This is a genomic window from Thalassococcus arenae, from assembly GCF_019104745.1.
GTDB classification, from domain to species: domain Bacteria; phylum Pseudomonadota; class Alphaproteobacteria; order Rhodobacterales; family Rhodobacteraceae; genus Thalassococcus_B; species Thalassococcus_B arenae.
Genome location: NZ_JAHRWL010000001.1, coordinates 1,498,089 through 1,513,760, shown reverse-complemented (window position 1 = coordinate 1,513,760; position 15,672 = coordinate 1,498,089). Strand labels below are relative to the sequence as shown.

Below are 15,672 nucleotides of genomic sequence, written 5' to 3'. Positions count from 1 at the left end.
AGGGAGGTCCGTCATGGCCGAAGACCTGGTTGCCGACATCGAGGCACTGGAGGACAAGCTGGCCGAGGCGCGCGCCTCGATCACGAAACGCTTCATCGGCCAGGAACGCGTCGTCGACCTGACGCTGTCGGCACTGCTGTGCGGTGGCCACGCTTTGCTGATCGGCCTTCCCGGCCTGGGCAAGACACGGCTGGTCGAGACGCTGTCGACGGTCATGGGCCTGCGTGGCAACCGGATCCAATTCACGCCCGACCTGATGCCGGCCGATATCCTTGGCTCCGAAGTGCTGGAGACCGGCAAGGACGGCAGCCGGGCCTTCAAGTTCATCGAAGGCCCGATCTTCTGCCAGTTGCTGATGGCCGACGAAATCAACCGCGCCAGCCCGCGGACACAGTCGGCGCTTTTGCAGGCAATGCAGGAAAAGCAGGTCACGGTGGCCGGCGAGACCCGCAAGCTGGACACGCCATTCCACGTGCTGGCCACGCAGAACCCGATCGAACAGGAGGGCACCTACCCGCTTCCCGAAGCGCAGCTGGACCGGTTCCTGGTGCAGATCGACGTGCCCTATCCCGACCGCGGCACCGAAAAGGACATCCTGTTGGCCACCACCGGCGTGGAAGAAGACATCAGCCATCAGGTGTTCGATCCTACCACTCTGATGCAGGCGCAGGTGTTGCTCAGGCGGATGCCGGTGGGCGATGCGGTGGTCGAAATGATCCTGGACCTTGTGCGCGCCTTCCGTCCGGAAGACCCGTCGTCCAGCCAGCGCGTGCGCGACACCGTCGCCTGGGGCCCCGGACCACGCGCCGCGCAGGCGCTGATGCTGACCGTGCGCGCCCGGGCCATGCTGCAGGGCCGGTTGGCTCCCGCGCCCGAGGACGTGATCGCGATGGCGCGGCCGGTGCTGGTGCACCGGATGGCGCTGACCTTCTCGTCGCGGGCCCGCGGCGAAAATCTGGGCAAACTGATCGACGAAGTGGCGGCCGGGTTCGCGGCCAGCGAGGCCGCCGCTTGACCGACACCGTCGCCCAGCTTCGGTCCCGCGCCCAGGATGAAGCCAGTCGTTTTCCGGCGCTTCTGGCCCGGGCCGAACACCTTGCGGGCACTGTCCTGCTGGGTGAACACGGGCGGCGGCGTGCGGGGCTGGGCGACGATTTCTGGCAATATCGCCCGCTGCGGGCCGGGGACAGCTATCGCCAGATCGACTGGCGGCGGTCAGCCAAGGGCGATGACCGCTTTGTCCGGGAACGCGAATGGCAGGTGGCCCAAAGCGTGCAGCTTTGGGTCGATCCGGGCGCCTCGATGCGGTTTTCGTCGTCTAAGAACCTGCCGACCAAGGCCGACCGCGCCCGGCTGATTGCGCTGGCCACGGCGATCCTGCTGATCCGCGGCGGTGAACGGGTGGGCCTGACCGGATGGCGCCTGCCGCCGCGCCGGGGCGACATCCAGACCCTGCGCCTGGCCGAGATGTTTTCCGAAGACGGCGAGGCCGATTACGCCGAACCCGAGGCACGCGGCATGCTGCCCCATGCCCGCGCCATGTTCGTGTCCGATTTCCTTGCCGATATCGGTCCTGTCGAAGCGGCGCTGACCAAGGCCGCAGACCGCGGCGTGCGCGGTGTCATTGTGCAGGTGCTCGACCCCAGCGAGGAAAGCTTTCCCTTCGACGGGCGCACGATCTTTCAAAGCGTCGGCGGCACGCTCGCCCATGAGACGCTGAAAGCCGCCGATCTGCGCAAGCGATATCTGGCCCGACTGGCCGAGCGCAAGGCGCGGTTGCGGGCGCTGACTGAGACGACCGGATGGCAATACCTGTGTCATCACACATCGGACAGCGCGCAAGTCGCCCTGCTATGGATATTCCGGGCGCTGGAGGGCGGACGCACATGACGTTGTTCGGAACAATCGGCTTTACCGCGCCCTGGCTGCTGCTGGGACTTTTGGCGCTGCCCATCCTGTGGCTGCTGCTGCGCGCCGTGCCGCCCGCGCCGATCCGACGATTGTTTCCCGGCGTCGTGCTGCTGCTGGGTCTGAAGGACGATGAACAGGTCACCGACCGCACGCCATGGTGGCTGCTGCTTCTGCGGATGCTGGCGGCCGCAGCGGTTATCGTCGGACTTGCCGGACCGGTGCTGAACCCCGAGCCCGAGGATGCCACCGCTGGTGACGGGCCGCTGCTGATCGTGATGGACGCCAGTTGGGCCAGCGCCGGTGACTGGCGCGCACAGGAAACCGCGCTGGACGCGGTGTTGACCCGCGCCGCGCGCGAAAGCCGCCCGGTGGCGCTGATGCGGTTGACCGCGCCCGAAGCTCCGCAGTTCCAGAGCGCCGACATCTTGCGCAGCCGCCTGTCCGGCATCCAGCCCGAACCCTGGGCGCCCGATGCCGACCGCACTGCCGCCGCCATCGCTGCCTTGCCCGACAGCGGTTTCGACACGCATTGGCTTTCGGACGGGCTGGCGCGCGAGGACCGCGCAGCACTGCTGGCCGTGCTTGAAGATCGGGGCACGGTGACGATTTTCGAAAGCCCGCGCACCCAATACGCGCTGTCGCCTGCCCGGGTCGAGGATGGCGTGATCGTTCTTGACGCCCGCCGCCTGCGCCCGGGCCCGGCGGCGGATGCATCGCTGGCCGTGCATGGCCGCGACCCGGCAGGCAACCCCGCCGTTCTGGCGCGCGTGCCGCTGCGCTTCGAAGCCGATGCCCTGCAGGCCAGCGTCGAGCTGAGCCTGCCGTCGGAACTGCGCGCCCGCGTTACCCGGTTCGAAGTCGAAGGCGCCCGCAGCGCCGGGGCAGTGACCCTGCCCGATGACAGCCTGCGCCGACGCGAGGTGGCCTTGATCGCCGCCCGCGACAATCGCGAAGGGCTGGAACTGCTGTCGCCTTTGCATTTCCTGGAAAAGGCGTTGATCCCGACCGCCGAACTGCTGGATGGCGCGTTGAGCGATGTTCTGCCAGCCAACCCTGACGTGATCGTGCTGGCCGATGTCGCCACGCTGAGCGACGGGGAACAGCAGGCGGTGACCGACTGGCTGGAGGCCGGCGGAACGCTGTTGCGCTTTGCGGGGCCTCGGCTGGCGGCGTCGGATGTCAGCCGCGCCGAGGAGGACCCGCTGATGCCCGTGCGCCTGCGCGCCGGCGGCCGCAGTGTCGGCGGCGCGATGAGCTGGGGCGAGCCCAAGGCGCTGGCGCCGTTCGCCGAAGATAGCCCCTTCGCCGGACTGCCCATCCCCGCCGATGTCACGGTCAACAGCCAGGTCATGGCGCAACCCGATCCGACACTGGCCGACCGGGTGATCGCGCAGTTGGCGGATGGCACGCCGCTGGTCACGCGCAAACAGGTCGGTCTGGGCCAGATCGTGCTGTTCCACGTCACCGCGAATGCCGAATGGTCCAGCCTGCCCTTGTCGGGCCTGTTCGTGCAGATGCTGGAACGGCTGGCGGTGTCGTCGGCGGTAACCACGCCGGAAGCCGACGAACTGGAAGGCACGATTTGGCAACCGGAACAGGTGCTGGACGCTTTCGGCACGTTGCGCGACGCGGGCACGCTGCCCGGAGTGCCGGGCCCGCAACTGGTGGAGGGCACGCTTGGTCCGGACCTGCGACCGGGCATCTATTCCGGCGAGGATCGCAGCCTTGCCCGCAACGTCGTCACGCCCGACATGGTGTTCGAACCGGCGGTGTGGCCGTCGCGGCTGCGGATCGAGGGGTTCTCGCGCCCGCAGGAACAACCGCTGGCGGGCTGGTTGCTGGGCCTGGCGATCGCGCTGTTGCTGGCCGATGTGCTGGCCACGCTGGCCTTGTCCGGTCGTCTGCGGGGCGCACGCGCCGCGGCGATCGTTCTGGGCGCCCTGGCTTTGGCACCCACCGAGGGTGCCGCCCAGGCCGACCAGCAGGCGATCGACGCCACGGGTGAGGTGGTTCTGGCCTACGTCATCACCGGCGATGACAGCATCGATGCGCTTTCTCAGGCCGGTCTGCGCGGTCTGAGCGAGACACTGTTCTTTCGCACCTCGGTCGAACCGGCAGACCCGCAAGGCGTCGACCTGGAACGCGACGAACTGGCCTTCTACCCGTTCCTCTACTGGCCGATCACCAGCGGGCAGACCACGCCCTCGGCCGAGGCTTATGCCAAGCTGAACACCTACCTGCGGTCGGGCGGCATGATCCTGTTCGACACCCGCGACGCCGATATCGCCGGGTTCGGCACCTCCAGCCCCAACGGCCGCAAGCTGCAGGCACTGGCGGCACCGCTGGACATCCCGCCGCTGGAACCGGTGCCGGCCGACCACGTGCTGACCCGCACCTTCTATCTGCTGCAGGATTTCCCAGGACGCTTCACCGGCCGCGACGTGTGGGTCGAAGCCGCGCCCCCCGATGCCGAACTGGTCGAGGGCATGCCGTTCCGCAACCTCAACGACAACGTCACCCCGGTGGTGATCGGCGGCAACGACTGGGCCGCGGCCTGGGCGATGGATGAGCGCGGCAACCCGCTGGTGCCCGTGGGGCGCGGCTTTACCGGCGAACGCCAACGCGAGATCGCCTACCGGTTCGGCGTGAACCTGGTAATGCATGTGCTGACCGGGAACTACAAATCCGACCAGGTCCACGTGCCTGCGTTGCTAGACAGGTTGGGCCAATGACCGGAACGGTGATCTTCGACCCGCTGCTGCCCTGGCCCGCGATCTGGGCGCTTGCGGGCGTCGCGTTTCTGGGCGTGGCGCTGGCGCTGTGGCGCGGCCTGCCGGGCTGGGCGTTCCGGGCGCTGGCAGGCCTTGTGCTGGTTCTGGCGCTGACCCAGCCGTCCTACCAGGTCGAGGACCGCGCACCGCTGTCGGACATCGTGCTGATGCTGGTGGACGAAAGTGCTTCGCAGAAACTGGGCGACCGCATTGCGGAAACCCAGCAGGCCGCCGAAGCGCTCGAGGCGCGGATCGCCGCGCGGCCCAATACCGAACTGCGCCGGATCAGCGTCGGCGATGGCGACGGCGATGCCGGAACTCAATTGATGACCGCCTTGTCTTCGGCGCTGGCCGAGGAACCCAGCGGCCGCATTGCCGGTATCTTCCTGCTGTCCGACGGTCGGCTTCACGATCTCGAACGGGCGCCGAACCTGCCTGCGCCGCTGCATCTGCTGTTGACCGGGCGCGAGACCGACTGGGACCGCCGCCTGATCGTGCGCAACGCCCCGGCGTTCGCCATCCTGGGCGAACCGGTGACCCTGACCATCCGGGTCGAGGATGACGGCGCCGCACCTGGCGTGGTCAGCACCGATCTGCTGATTTCGGTCGACGGCGAGACGCCGCAGCAATTCACCGTGCCCATCGGCGCCGACATGGACCTGCCGATCACCCTGCCGCATGGCGGTTTGAACGTGATCCAGTTCTCGGTCCCGGCGGCCGAGGACGAACTGACCGATCGCAACAACACCGCGCTGGTGCAGATCAACGGTGTGCGCGACCGGCTGAGCGTGCTGCTGGTCTCGGGCGAGCCGCATGCCGGCAGCCGCACCTGGCGGAACCTGCTGAAATCCGACAGCTCGGTCGATCTGGTGCATTTCACCATCCTGCGCCCGCCGGAAAAACAAGACGGTGTGCCGGTAACGGAACTGTCGCTGATTGCCTTCCCCACGCGCGAACTGTTCCTGGAGAAGATCGAGGATTTCGACCTGATCATCTTCGACCGCTACAAGCGCCGCGGCATCCTGCCCGCGATCTACCTGGACAACGTGCGCGCCTATGTCGAAAACGGCGGCGCGGTGCTGATCGCCGCGGGTCCGGATTTCGCAAGCGCGGACTCGCTTTACCGCTCTCCGCTTGCCGACATTCTGCCCGCAGAGCCGACCGCCCGGGTGGTCGAACAGGGCTATCGCCCGGCCGTGACCGATCTGGGCCAGCGGCACCCCGTGACGGCCGGTTTGCTGGGCGCCGAAAGCTGGGGGCGCTGGCTGCGCCAGGTCGAGGTCGATCCGCGGGATGGCGACGTGGTGATGTCGGGGATCGACGACCGCCCGCTGCTTATCCTGGACCGCGTTGGCGAAGGCCGCGTTGCCCTGCTGGCATCCGACCATGCCTGGCTTTGGAGCCGCGGCTACGAAGGCGGCGGACCGCAGCTGGAATTGCTGCGGCGGCTGGCGCATTGGATGATGAAAGAGCCCGACCTGGAGGAAGAGGCGCTGTGGGCCGAACCGACCGGCCAGACCATGCGCATCATCCGCCGGTCGCTGTCGGACGAGGCGGGATCGGTGACGGTCACCCGCCCCGACGGCGAAACCGAAATCGTGACGCTCGAAGAGGTGTCCCCGGGCCGGTTCGAAACAGTGTATGACGGCCCCGAAATCGGGCTTTACCGGCTGGCGGACGATGCGATGTCGGCGGTGGTCGGCCTGGGCCCGTCAGCACCGCGGGAATTCGAACAGACCATCGCCAGCGGCGAGGCACTGGAGCCGCTGATCGACAGCCTGCGCGGCGGTATTCCGCGGCTCGAGGACGGCGTTCCGGCGATCCGCGCGGTGTCCGAAGGACGGCCCGCCGCAGGTCGCGGCTGGATCGGCATCACACCGCGCGAGGCTTTCGAAACCGTGGACGTGCGCCAGACGCCGCTGTTGCCCGCCTGGCTGACGCTTTTGCTGGCCTCGGCGATGATCCTCGCGGCCTGGCTGCGCGAAGGACGGCGCTGAGGGCTAGCGCGAAAGCGGGATTTCCAGCCGCCTATCCGACCACCCGTCGACACTGCATTTGGCGCGGATGAACACCGTCTGCAGATCGCCCGGAACCGCAACGCCGGTCAGGTTGCGGGTGAAGGGCTGTTCGTTGACATGCGGATGCAGCAATTCCCGCGTGCCGAGGATCGCGCCGTCGGCATCCTCGATGCGCCAGCCGTCGGCATAGTGATCCCAGCCGGTGTCGGGATGGGCCAGCGTTACGGAAAACCGCCAGTTCGACCCATCGAAATCGGCCTGCGCGGCGGTGATCTGCGGGGGATCGGCCAGCGCCGGAACCCCGAAACACAGGAAAAGAAGGGCAAGCTGTCTCATGCGGCGAGGCTAGCACGGGGCGCGCGGCGGCGGGGTCACAGCTTTGTGCGGTCGCTGTCGTCCAGCAGGACGGCGCGGGAATGCGAACCGAATTCGCGCCGCAAGACGACCGACAGGGTAAACAGCGTCGCGACCACCAGAACCCAGGCCCCGGCAAGCCAGGCGATCGCAGCGATGCCGAAATAAACCGACCGCAGGCCGCGGTTGTAGCTGCGGGCCGCCAGCACGTTGATCTCGCCCGCCTTGTTTGCCCGCGCCCTGGCGACCGGATCGTTGGGGTCATTCGGGACCGCCGCCATGAGCACCGCGCCGTAGCCGAACAACCGGTGCGCCCAGACGAATTTCAGAAAGGCGTTGGTGGTCAGCAGCAGGATCGCGATCACCTTCACCTCCCAGACGAAGATCGGTGCCTGGTCCAGTGTCAGATCTCCGGCGACACCTGCCAGCCGCTCGGCATTGCCCAGCAGCGCGACCCCGCCGCCGATGGCGATCATGCAGGCCGACGCAAAGAATGCCGTGCCTTGACGCAGGTTGCCGATGATCTGGCTGTCGAAGATCCGCGGATCGCGGGTCAGGAAATGCCGCATCCATTCGCGGCGGTAATCCGCCATGAGATGCGCGGTAGAGGGCCGCGCGCCGGGCGGATGCTCGATCAGCCAGGACACGCCCAGCCAGCAGCAGACAAGCAGCGCGAGGGCGACATAGTCCAGCGGCGAAAACAGCGACAGGCGGTCGATCCAGGTCATGACTCAGAACGGCTGCACGACGACGACCCAGAGCACGGCGATGGCGCCGATCACGCTGATCTCGTTGAAGATGCGCAGGAACAGGTCGGATTCGTCGAAAACGCCCTTGCGGGCGCGCAGCACCAGACGGCCGGTCCAGGCGTAGTGCACCGCCAGCGCCACAACGAGCGCCAGTTTCAGATGCACCCAGCCCGGCCAGCCCAGCCACCACCCCAGCCAGAGCCCGGTGAGCACCGCGATCACCGCGAGCCCGGCAGAGAACCGGTAAAGCCGGATCGTCAGGTCGCCCAGCGGGCCGAATTCGCCCAGCCGGGCCCATTCGCGTTTCCAGTAGATCAGCGCGCGGGGAACCGCGAAAATCGAGGTCATCCAACCCATGACGCACAGAATGTGTATGATCTTGACCCAGGCCATGCCCCGACCTGCCCTGCGACGCGAAAAAGCGCAAGATATCGCGGCAAGTGAGGCAGTTTAAGACTCGCCACATGGGTACTTTGGTTATATAATCTTACCAATTAAGCGGAGATGCCCCGATGCAGATGCCCAAACCGAACGCCCGGATCCTGTCGAAGAAGGCCAGGATCGTGAACCGCCTGCGCACCGTCCTGCCCGCCGACGCGGTGATCGACGACGAAGCCGAGACGCGTGCCTATGAATGCGACGCGCTAACCGCCTACAAGTGCCCGCCATTGGCGGCGGTGCTGCCCTCCTCGACCGAAGAGGTCGCGGCGGTGCTCAAGATCTGCCACGAGGAAGGCGTGCCGGTGGTGCCGCGCGGGTCCGGCACGTCGCTGGCGGGCGGGGCGCTGCCAACGGCGGATTCGGTGATCCTCGGCGTGGCGCGCATGAACGCGGTTCTGGAAACCGATTACGACAACCGCATCATTCGCGTGCAGACCGGGCGCACCAACCTGTCGGTCACCGGCGCGGTCGAAGAGAACGATTTCTTCTACGCGCCCGACCCATCGTCGCAACTGGCCTGCGCCATCGCGGGCAACATCGCGATGAATTCCGGCGGGGCGCATTGCCTGAAATACGGCGTGACCACCAACAACCTGCTGGGTGTCACCTTGGTGACGATGGACGGCACCGTGATGGAACTGGGCGGCGCGCATCTGGATGCGGGCGGCTATGACCTGCTGGGGTTGATCTGTGGGTCCGAAGGCCAGCTGGGCGTGGTGACCGAGGCGACGCTGCGCATTCTGCGCAAGCCCGAGGGCGCGCGGCCGGTGCTGATGGGTTTTGACGACAACGAGGTCGCAGGCGCCTGCGTGGCCGACATCATCAAGGCGGGCGTTCTGCCCGTCGCGATCGAATTCATGGACCGTCCCTGCATCGAAGCGACCGAGGCGTTCGCCAAGGCCGGCTACCCGATGTGCGAGGCACTCTTGATCGTCGAAGTCGAGGGCAGCGAGGCCGAGATCGATGAACAGCTGGGACTGATTCTGCAGATCGCGCGCAGGCACAATCCGGTCGAGCTGCGCGAGGCCCGGGATGCGGACGAAGCGGGGCGCATCTGGCTGGGGCGGAAATCCGCCTTCGGCGCGATGGGACAGATCAACGACTACATGTGCCTCGACGGCACGATCCCGGTCTCTTCGCTGCCGCATGTGCTCAAACGCATCGGAGAGATGTCGAAGGAGTACGGACTGGACGTCGCCAACGTGTTCCATGCCGGCGACGGCAACATGCACCCGCTGATCCTGTTCGACGCCAACAAGCCCGGCGACCTGGAAACCTGCGAAGCGTTCGGTGCCGCGATCCTCAAGCTGTGCGTCGAGGTCGGCGGCTGTCTGACCGGCGAACACGGTGTGGGGATCGAAAAACGCGACCTGATGATCGACCAGTTCGCGCCCGCGGACCTCGAAGTGCAGATGGCGGTCAAGGATGTGTTCGACCCGAAATGGTTGCTGAATCCGGCCAAGGTGTTTCCGCTGGCCTCGTCCGAAAGCCGCCGCGCGATGGCGCTTGCGGCCGAGTGAGCGCATTTGCGTATTTTTCAAAGAGAAGAAGCATGAGACCTGGGACAGAGGCCGAACTGGCCGAGATGATCGCGGCCGCCAAGGGCCCCTTGCATATCCGCGGCGGCGGCACGCGCCGGATCGGCAAGCCGGTGGCGGGCGAGGTTCTGGAATCCGGCGGGCTGTCGGGAATCACGCTTTATGAACCCGGTGCGCTGACCGTGGTGGCGCAGGCCGGCACGCCGCTGGCCGAACTGGAAACGGCGCTGGATGCCGAAGGCCAGCGCCTGCCCTTCGAGCCGATGGACCACCGCGGATTGCTGGGCACCGAGGGCGAGCCGACGATCGGCGGCGTGGTGGCCGGCAATGTCAGCGGGCCGCGCCGCATCCAGTCGGGCGCTTGCCGCGACCAGATGCTGGGCGTGCGGTTCGTCGACGGACAGGGCACCGTGCTGAAGAACGGCGGCCGGGTGATGAAGAACGTCACCGGCTACGACCTGGTCAAGCTGCTGACCGGCAGTTGGGGCACTCTGGGCGTGCTGACCGAGGTGAGCCTCAAGGTGCTGCCAAAGCCCGATGCTGCGGCCTGCGTGCTGATCGACGGCTTGTCGATCGCCGATGCCGTCGCGGCGATGGCGCGCGCCCTGGGATCGCCCTTCGACATTTCCGGCGCGGCGCATACACCGCGGGGGCTGGACGGTACAGCGGTGACGATGCTGCGGATCGAAGGCTTTGAGCAATCGGTGGCCTATCGCGCGAAGCAGGTCAAAGCGTTGTTCCCGGATCTGGCAGTGCGCGTCGAAACCGATGCGGAGAAGGTCGCCGAAGGCTGGCGATGGGTGCGCGACGTGGCGCCGATGCACGGCAGCGACGGCGCGGTCTGGCGGATCTCGTGTAGGCCGTCGGACGCGCCGGCGCTGTGTGACCGGTTGAACGCGGATGCGCTGCTGCTGGATTGGGGCGGCGGGTTGATCTGGGCCGAGTTGCCGGACGGCGCCGATGCCCGTGCCCGGCTGGGCGCCTTCGACGGCCATGCCACGCTGATCCGCGGCAGCGACGCGGCGCGCGCCGCGCTTGCGGTCTTTCACCCCGAACCGGCCCCTGTCGCCGCCATTGGCCGGGGATTGCGAACTCGGTTCGACCCGCGCGGCATTCTCAACCCCGGCCTGATGGCCTAGCCGGATGCCCTCTCGACCCCGCACCTTCGTTCTTTGCCAATCGCCGGCGCTGCCCGCCTTAGAGCCACGGCGCGCTTGATCGACGATAGGCCCAATCACCGAGGCTTTTCATGCAGACGACCTTTACCGAAGAGCAGTTGAAAGATCCGGGCACTGCGCGGGCGAACGAGATCTTGCGCACCTGCGTGCATTGCGGGTTCTGCACCGCGACCTGTCCGACCTACCAGGTTCTGGGCGACGAGTTGGACAGCCCGCGCGGGCGCATCTACCTGATCAAGGACATGCTCGAGAACGAGCGCAAGCCGGACGCCAGGACCGTCAAGCACATCGACCGCTGCCTGTCTTGCCTGGCCTGTATGACGACCTGCCCGTCCGGCGTGCATTACATGCATCTTGTCGATCATGCCCGCGAATATATCGAGAAGCATTACGACCGGCCCTGGCACGACAAGGCCCTGCGCTGGATACTGGCGCGGATCCTGCCCTATCCCTACCGGTTCCGCGTAGCGATGCTGGGGGCGAAGATCGCCAAGCCCTTTGCCCCGCTGATCCCGGATGCGCGGCTGCGCGCGATGCTGGCCATGGCACCCAAGCGCATTCCACCGGTCAGCCGCAACGACGATCCGCAAACGTTCGCTCCGGTCGCAGAGAAGAAGATGCGCGTGGCGCTGATGACCGGCTGCGCGCAGAAGGCGCTCAACACCGACATCAACGACGCGACGATCCGGCTGCTGACGCGGCTCGGCTGCGAAGTGGTGGTGGCCGAGGGTGCGGGGTGCTGCGGAGCGCTGACCCATCACATGGGCAAGACCGCCGAAAGCCACGCCACCGCCGCCAGGAACATCCGCGCCTGGAACCGCGAGATGGATGCCGACGGGCTGGATGCCATCGTCATCAACACCAGCGGTTGCGGCACGACGGTCAAGGATTACGGCCACATGTTCCGCGCCGAGGGGCTGGCCGAGGGCGCGAAAAAGGTGGCGGACATCGCGATGGATGTAAGCGAGGTGCTGATGAAGCTCGACCTGCCGCAGGGCGCGGCGAAGGGCATCAGGGTCGCTTATCACGCCGCCTGTTCGCTGCAACACGGCCAGCAGATCAAGACCTATCCCAAGGACCTGCTGAAAAAGGCGGGGTTCGAGGTGGTGGAGCCCGCCGACAGCCATCTTTGCTGCGGGTCGGCCGGCACCTACAACCTGATGCAACCCGAGATTTCCGCCAAGCTGAAGGACCGCAAGGTGCGCACGCTGGAGGCCAGACAGCCCGACGTGATCGCGGCCGGCAATATCGGCTGCATGATGCAGATCGGGTCGGGCACGGCGATTCCGATCGTGCACACGGTCGAGCTTTTGGATTGGGCAACCGGGGGACCAAAGCCTCGCGCCTTGGTGGAAACGACGTGACGTAACGATTTCTTTTCCGATTTGCCCCAATTTCGCCGAAACTTCCGACTATCAAGGGCACCGAAGTGGCGGAGCAAAAACACGTGCGTTGGTTGGTGATAGCCGCTGTCCTTTGGGGCGGCGTGGCACAGGCGCAAGGCCTGTTTTCCATGCAGAGCCGCGAAGACGGCCGGCGATGGGAAGCGGTCGGGCGGCTGGAGATCTCTGGCGTGGCCTTTTGCACCGGAGCCCTGATCGAGCCCGATCTGGTATTGACCGCGGCGCATTGCCTGTTCGATCCCGCCACCGGAGCCGCCGTGCCGACCGAGGACATCCAGTTCCTGGCCGGGTGGCGCAATGGCCGCGCCGCCGCCTATCGGCGTGTTCGCCGCGCTGTTTCGCATCCGGCCTATGATTTCAACGGCCCGCCAGACGCCTCGCGGGTTCGCAACGACATCGCCCTGATCGAGCTGCAGCACCCCATCCGCAACAATGCCATCAAGCCGTTCGTCACCGATCATCGCCCCGACGTGGGCGACAATGTCGGGGTCGTGTCCTATGCCTTCGACCGGTCCGAAGCACCGTCGCTGCAGGAAACCTGCGAGGTGATGTCGCGCCAGGACGGCGTGCTCATCCTGTCTTGCTCGGTGGATTTCGGCGCCTCGGGATCGCCGGTTTTCAGCTTTGGCGATGACGGCACGCCGCAGATCGTATCGGTCGTTTCCGCCAAGGCCGAAGCCGACGGCCGGCCGGTTTCTCTGGGCACCGCGTTGGAAGCGCCCTTGCGCGACCTGCGCGGCGCGTTGGCACGGGGTGCGGGCCTTGCGCCCGGCCTGGCGCGGATGCAGGCGGGCAACCGCAACGAGACGGGCGCGAAATTCGTCCGGCCCTGACATATCTCGCAGCGGTTTGGCTGAGCCTTGCTGCCGGGTCGGCACCGGGCCAGTCGCAAACCGCCTTCGACGTCCTGGATGGGCGCGGGGCGTTGCTGGGATGGGAAGCGGTGGGCCGCATCGACACCCCGACCGGCTATTGCACGGGTACGCTGATCGCCCGCGATATCGTTCTGACTGCAGCGCATTGCCTGTTCGACAGGGCCAGCGCGGCACCGGTGCCGGCCACCGCGATCCGGTTCCGCGCCGGGTATCACCACGGCCAGCAGATCGCCGACCGTCGTGTAACCCGCTGGATCGTCTCGGATGGCTACACACCCGGTTCCGATGGCCGCAACACCGGCACGATGATCGCCCGTGACATCGCGCTGTTGCAACTGGACCACGACATCTTCAGCGCCGAGGCGGATCCGTTCCAGGTCGCCGACACTCTGCCCGACGGCGCGCGCGTCAGCGTTCTGTCTTATGGCCAGGGCCGCGACCAGGCCTTGTCGCGCGAGCCATCCTGCGAAATCACCCACCGCTATCATGGCGGGGTGTTCGGCTTCGACTGCGACGTCACCTTCGGATCTTCCGGCGCGCCGGTCTTTGCCCGCATCGACGACCGCTTGCGGATCGTGTCGGTGATCTCGGCCGTCGGCGACGTTCGCGAGGGTCGCCGCACCGCCTATGGCATGGTCCTGCCCGAGCAGGTCACGGCCTTGATGCGCATCTTGCGTCGGGATGCGGCGCGTCCGCAGCCAGGCGCGGGAGCGCGCCGGATCACGGTCGGCGAACGCGCATCGGGAGGGGCCCGGTTCGTCCGCCCCGGCGGGTCTTGAAACCCGGATTCTCCGCCCCCACATCGTTCGCACCGGGACGCCTGTCAGGGTTCCGGTGATCCAAGACGCCTGTCCCGGATGGGAAGGCGCCGCACATAACGGTATCGCTTCTAGGAGGATGACCCATGCGAACCCTTGATTTTGCGCCGCTCTACCGCGCAACCGTCGGCTTCGACCAGATCGCCGACCTGATGGACCGGGTGCTGACCAACGACGTGCAGACCCAGACCTATCCGCCCTACAACATCGAAAAGACCGCCGACGATGCCTATCGCATCTCGATCGCCGTCGCCGGGTTCTCGGATGACGACCTGTCGGTCGAGGTCAAGGAACAGGCGCTGGTCGTCTCGGCCCGCAAGGCCGAGGAAGAGACCGGCAAGACCTACCTGCATCGCGGCATCGCAACCCGCGCGTTCGAGCGCAAGTTCGCGCTGGCCGACCATGTCCGCGTCACCGGTGCGACCCATGAAAACGGCATGTTGCATGTCGACCTGGTCCGCGAGATTCCCGAGGCGCTGAAACCGCGCCGGATCGCGATCGCCAAGGCCGCGACGACCGCCGTGGACAAAGACGTGGTCGACGCCGAAGCCGTCAACTGAAGCGCCTGACATCGCGACGAGTCGAAGGCCCCGGTGAATTCCGGGGCCTTTTTGCGTCGCGATCCTATATCGTTGTGCGACAGACAGGAGCCCTGCCATGAGTTGGAACCCGACCCATACGCCCGATTGCCCCGAGACCGGCGCGGTGGAAACCCTGATCATTCCCCGGGCCCGCGACCTGGGCGGTTTCGAGGTGCGGCGCGCCCTGCCTTCGCCGAAACGCCAGATGGTCGGGCCGTTCATCTTCTTCGACCAGATGGGCCCGGCCGAGTTCATCACCGATGGCGGCATCGATGTGCGCCCGCATCCGCATATCGGGCTGGGCACGGTGACCTACCTGTATCAGGGCGAATTCGAGCATCGCGACAGCCTGGGCACCCACCAGATGATCTATCCCGGAGAGGTCAACTGGATGCTGGCCGGGCGCGGCGTCACCCATTCCGAACGCACCAGCGCCGAAACCCGCGCCACGCGGCACAAGCTGTTCGGCATCCAGACCTGGGTCGCCCTGCCCGAGGATCGCGAAGACATGGCGCCGGACTTCGAACATCACAAGCAGGCGGCGTTGCCGGTGATCGAGTCCGAAGGCGCGACCGCGCGGTTGATCCTGGGAACCGGCTGGGGCCAGGCCAGCCCGGTCACCATGCAATCCGAGATTTTCTATTCCGATGTCACTCTGATGCCGGGCGCGCATTTTCCTTTGCCCGACGATCACGAGGATCGCGGGCTTTACGTGGTACAGGGCTCGGTCGAGATCGCCGGCGACACGTTCGACGCCGGCCGCATGATGGTTTTCCGCCCCGGAGACCGGGTCTCGGTCAGGGCCGGATCGCAGGGCGCGCGGCTTATGGCGCTTGGCGGCGAAACGCTGAACGGGCCGCGCTACATCTGGTGGAACTTCGTATCGTCATCCAAGGACCGGATCGAAGAGGCAAAAGAAGCCTGGAAACGCGCCGATTGGGATCATGGCCCTTTTCGTCTACCACCCGGTGACGCGGATGAATTCATCCCGATCGGCCCGGATCTCGACCGCACCAAGCCACGCGGCTGACAGGC

General features: G+C 66.6%; 14 protein-coding genes. 11 read left to right on the top strand and 3 right to left on the bottom strand.

Translation table 11 applies throughout. The annotated features are described in order from the left end of the window. Positions 1-13 precede the first annotated feature (13 nt). From KUH32_RS07420 to KUH32_RS07405, 4 genes are read left to right on the top strand one after another with little or no spacing between them, the layout of a single operon-like run. Positions 14-1,015 carry an AAA family ATPase gene (locus tag KUH32_RS07420; RefSeq protein ID WP_217777396.1) on the top strand — a complete coding sequence of 334 codons (1,002 nt, stop codon included), beginning with the start codon at positions 14-16 and terminating at the stop codon, positions 1,013-1,015. Then, entirely contained in the window at positions 1,012-1,890 is an 879-nt protein-coding gene (locus tag KUH32_RS07415) for a DUF58 domain-containing protein (protein WP_217777395.1), read from the top strand. The genes KUH32_RS07420 and KUH32_RS07415 overlap by 4 nt, the downstream gene beginning before the upstream one ends. After that, a complete protein-coding gene (locus tag KUH32_RS07410) occupies positions 1,887-4,643 on the top strand; it encodes a DUF4159 domain-containing protein (protein WP_217777394.1) in 2,757 nt (918 codons plus the stop codon). The genes KUH32_RS07415 and KUH32_RS07410 overlap by 4 nt, the downstream gene beginning before the upstream one ends. Continuing rightward, positions 4,640-6,679, top strand: a complete 2,040-nt coding sequence (locus KUH32_RS07405) for a glutamine amidotransferase (protein WP_217777393.1) — start codon at positions 4,640-4,642, stop codon at positions 6,677-6,679. Before KUH32_RS07410 ends, KUH32_RS07405 begins: the two co-directional genes overlap by 4 nt. Positions 6,680-6,682: 3 nt before the next feature. On the opposite strand, the gene KUH32_RS07400 is transcribed toward KUH32_RS07405, so the two are convergent. From KUH32_RS07400 to KUH32_RS07390, 3 genes are read right to left on the bottom strand one after another with little or no spacing between them, the layout of a single operon-like run. Then, positions 6,683-7,036, bottom strand: coding sequence for a hypothetical protein (locus tag KUH32_RS07400; RefSeq protein ID WP_217777392.1), 354 nt, complete (start codon positions 7,034-7,036; stop codon positions 6,683-6,685). A gap of 35 nt (positions 7,037-7,071) precedes the next feature. Further along, positions 7,072-7,782, bottom strand: coding sequence for a DUF599 domain-containing protein (locus KUH32_RS07395; protein WP_217777391.1), 711 nt, complete (start codon positions 7,780-7,782; stop codon positions 7,072-7,074). A 3-nt stretch (positions 7,783-7,785) separates the two neighbouring features. Next, on the bottom strand, positions 7,786-8,196 hold the full coding sequence (locus tag KUH32_RS07390) for a CopD family protein (protein WP_217777390.1): 411 nt from the start codon (positions 8,194-8,196) through the stop codon (positions 7,786-7,788). Between the two features lie 119 nt (positions 8,197-8,315). On the opposite strand from KUH32_RS07390, the gene KUH32_RS07385 reads away from it, so the two are divergent. The 7 genes from KUH32_RS07385 (at position 8,316) to KUH32_RS07355 (ending at position 15,667) form a co-directional block, all read left to right on the top strand. Next, the gene (locus KUH32_RS07385) at positions 8,316-9,764 is read left to right on the top strand and encodes an FAD-linked oxidase C-terminal domain-containing protein (protein ID WP_217777389.1); all 1,449 of its coding nucleotides are present in this window, start codon (positions 8,316-8,318) and stop codon (positions 9,762-9,764) included. Between the two features lie 32 nt (positions 9,765-9,796). Then, entirely contained in the window at positions 9,797-10,921 is a 1,125-nt protein-coding gene (locus tag KUH32_RS07380; RefSeq protein WP_217777388.1) for an FAD-binding protein, read from the top strand. A 110-nt stretch (positions 10,922-11,031) separates the two neighbouring features. Then, entirely contained in the window at positions 11,032-12,324 is a 1,293-nt protein-coding gene (gene glcF / locus KUH32_RS07375; protein WP_217777387.1) for a glycolate oxidase subunit GlcF, read from the top strand. A gap of 149 nt (positions 12,325-12,473) precedes the next feature. Further along, complete coding sequence (locus tag KUH32_RS07370) at positions 12,474-13,196, top strand: trypsin-like serine peptidase (protein WP_217778356.1); 723 nt, start codon at positions 12,474-12,476, stop codon at positions 13,194-13,196. Between the two features lie 92 nt (positions 13,197-13,288). Next, positions 13,289-14,017, top strand: a complete 729-nt coding sequence (locus KUH32_RS07365; protein WP_254899005.1) for a trypsin-like serine peptidase — start codon at positions 13,289-13,291, stop codon at positions 14,015-14,017. Between the two features lie 125 nt (positions 14,018-14,142). Further along, positions 14,143-14,616 (top strand): Hsp20 family protein, encoded by a 474-nt coding sequence (locus KUH32_RS07360; protein ID WP_217777386.1) that lies wholly within the window; start codon positions 14,143-14,145, stop codon positions 14,614-14,616. A 97-nt stretch (positions 14,617-14,713) separates the two neighbouring features. Then, positions 14,714-15,667: a pirin family protein gene (locus KUH32_RS07355; RefSeq protein WP_217777385.1), complete on the top strand. Its 954-nt coding sequence runs from the start codon at positions 14,714-14,716 to the stop codon at positions 15,665-15,667. The last annotated feature ends 5 nt before the right edge of the window (positions 15,668-15,672 follow it).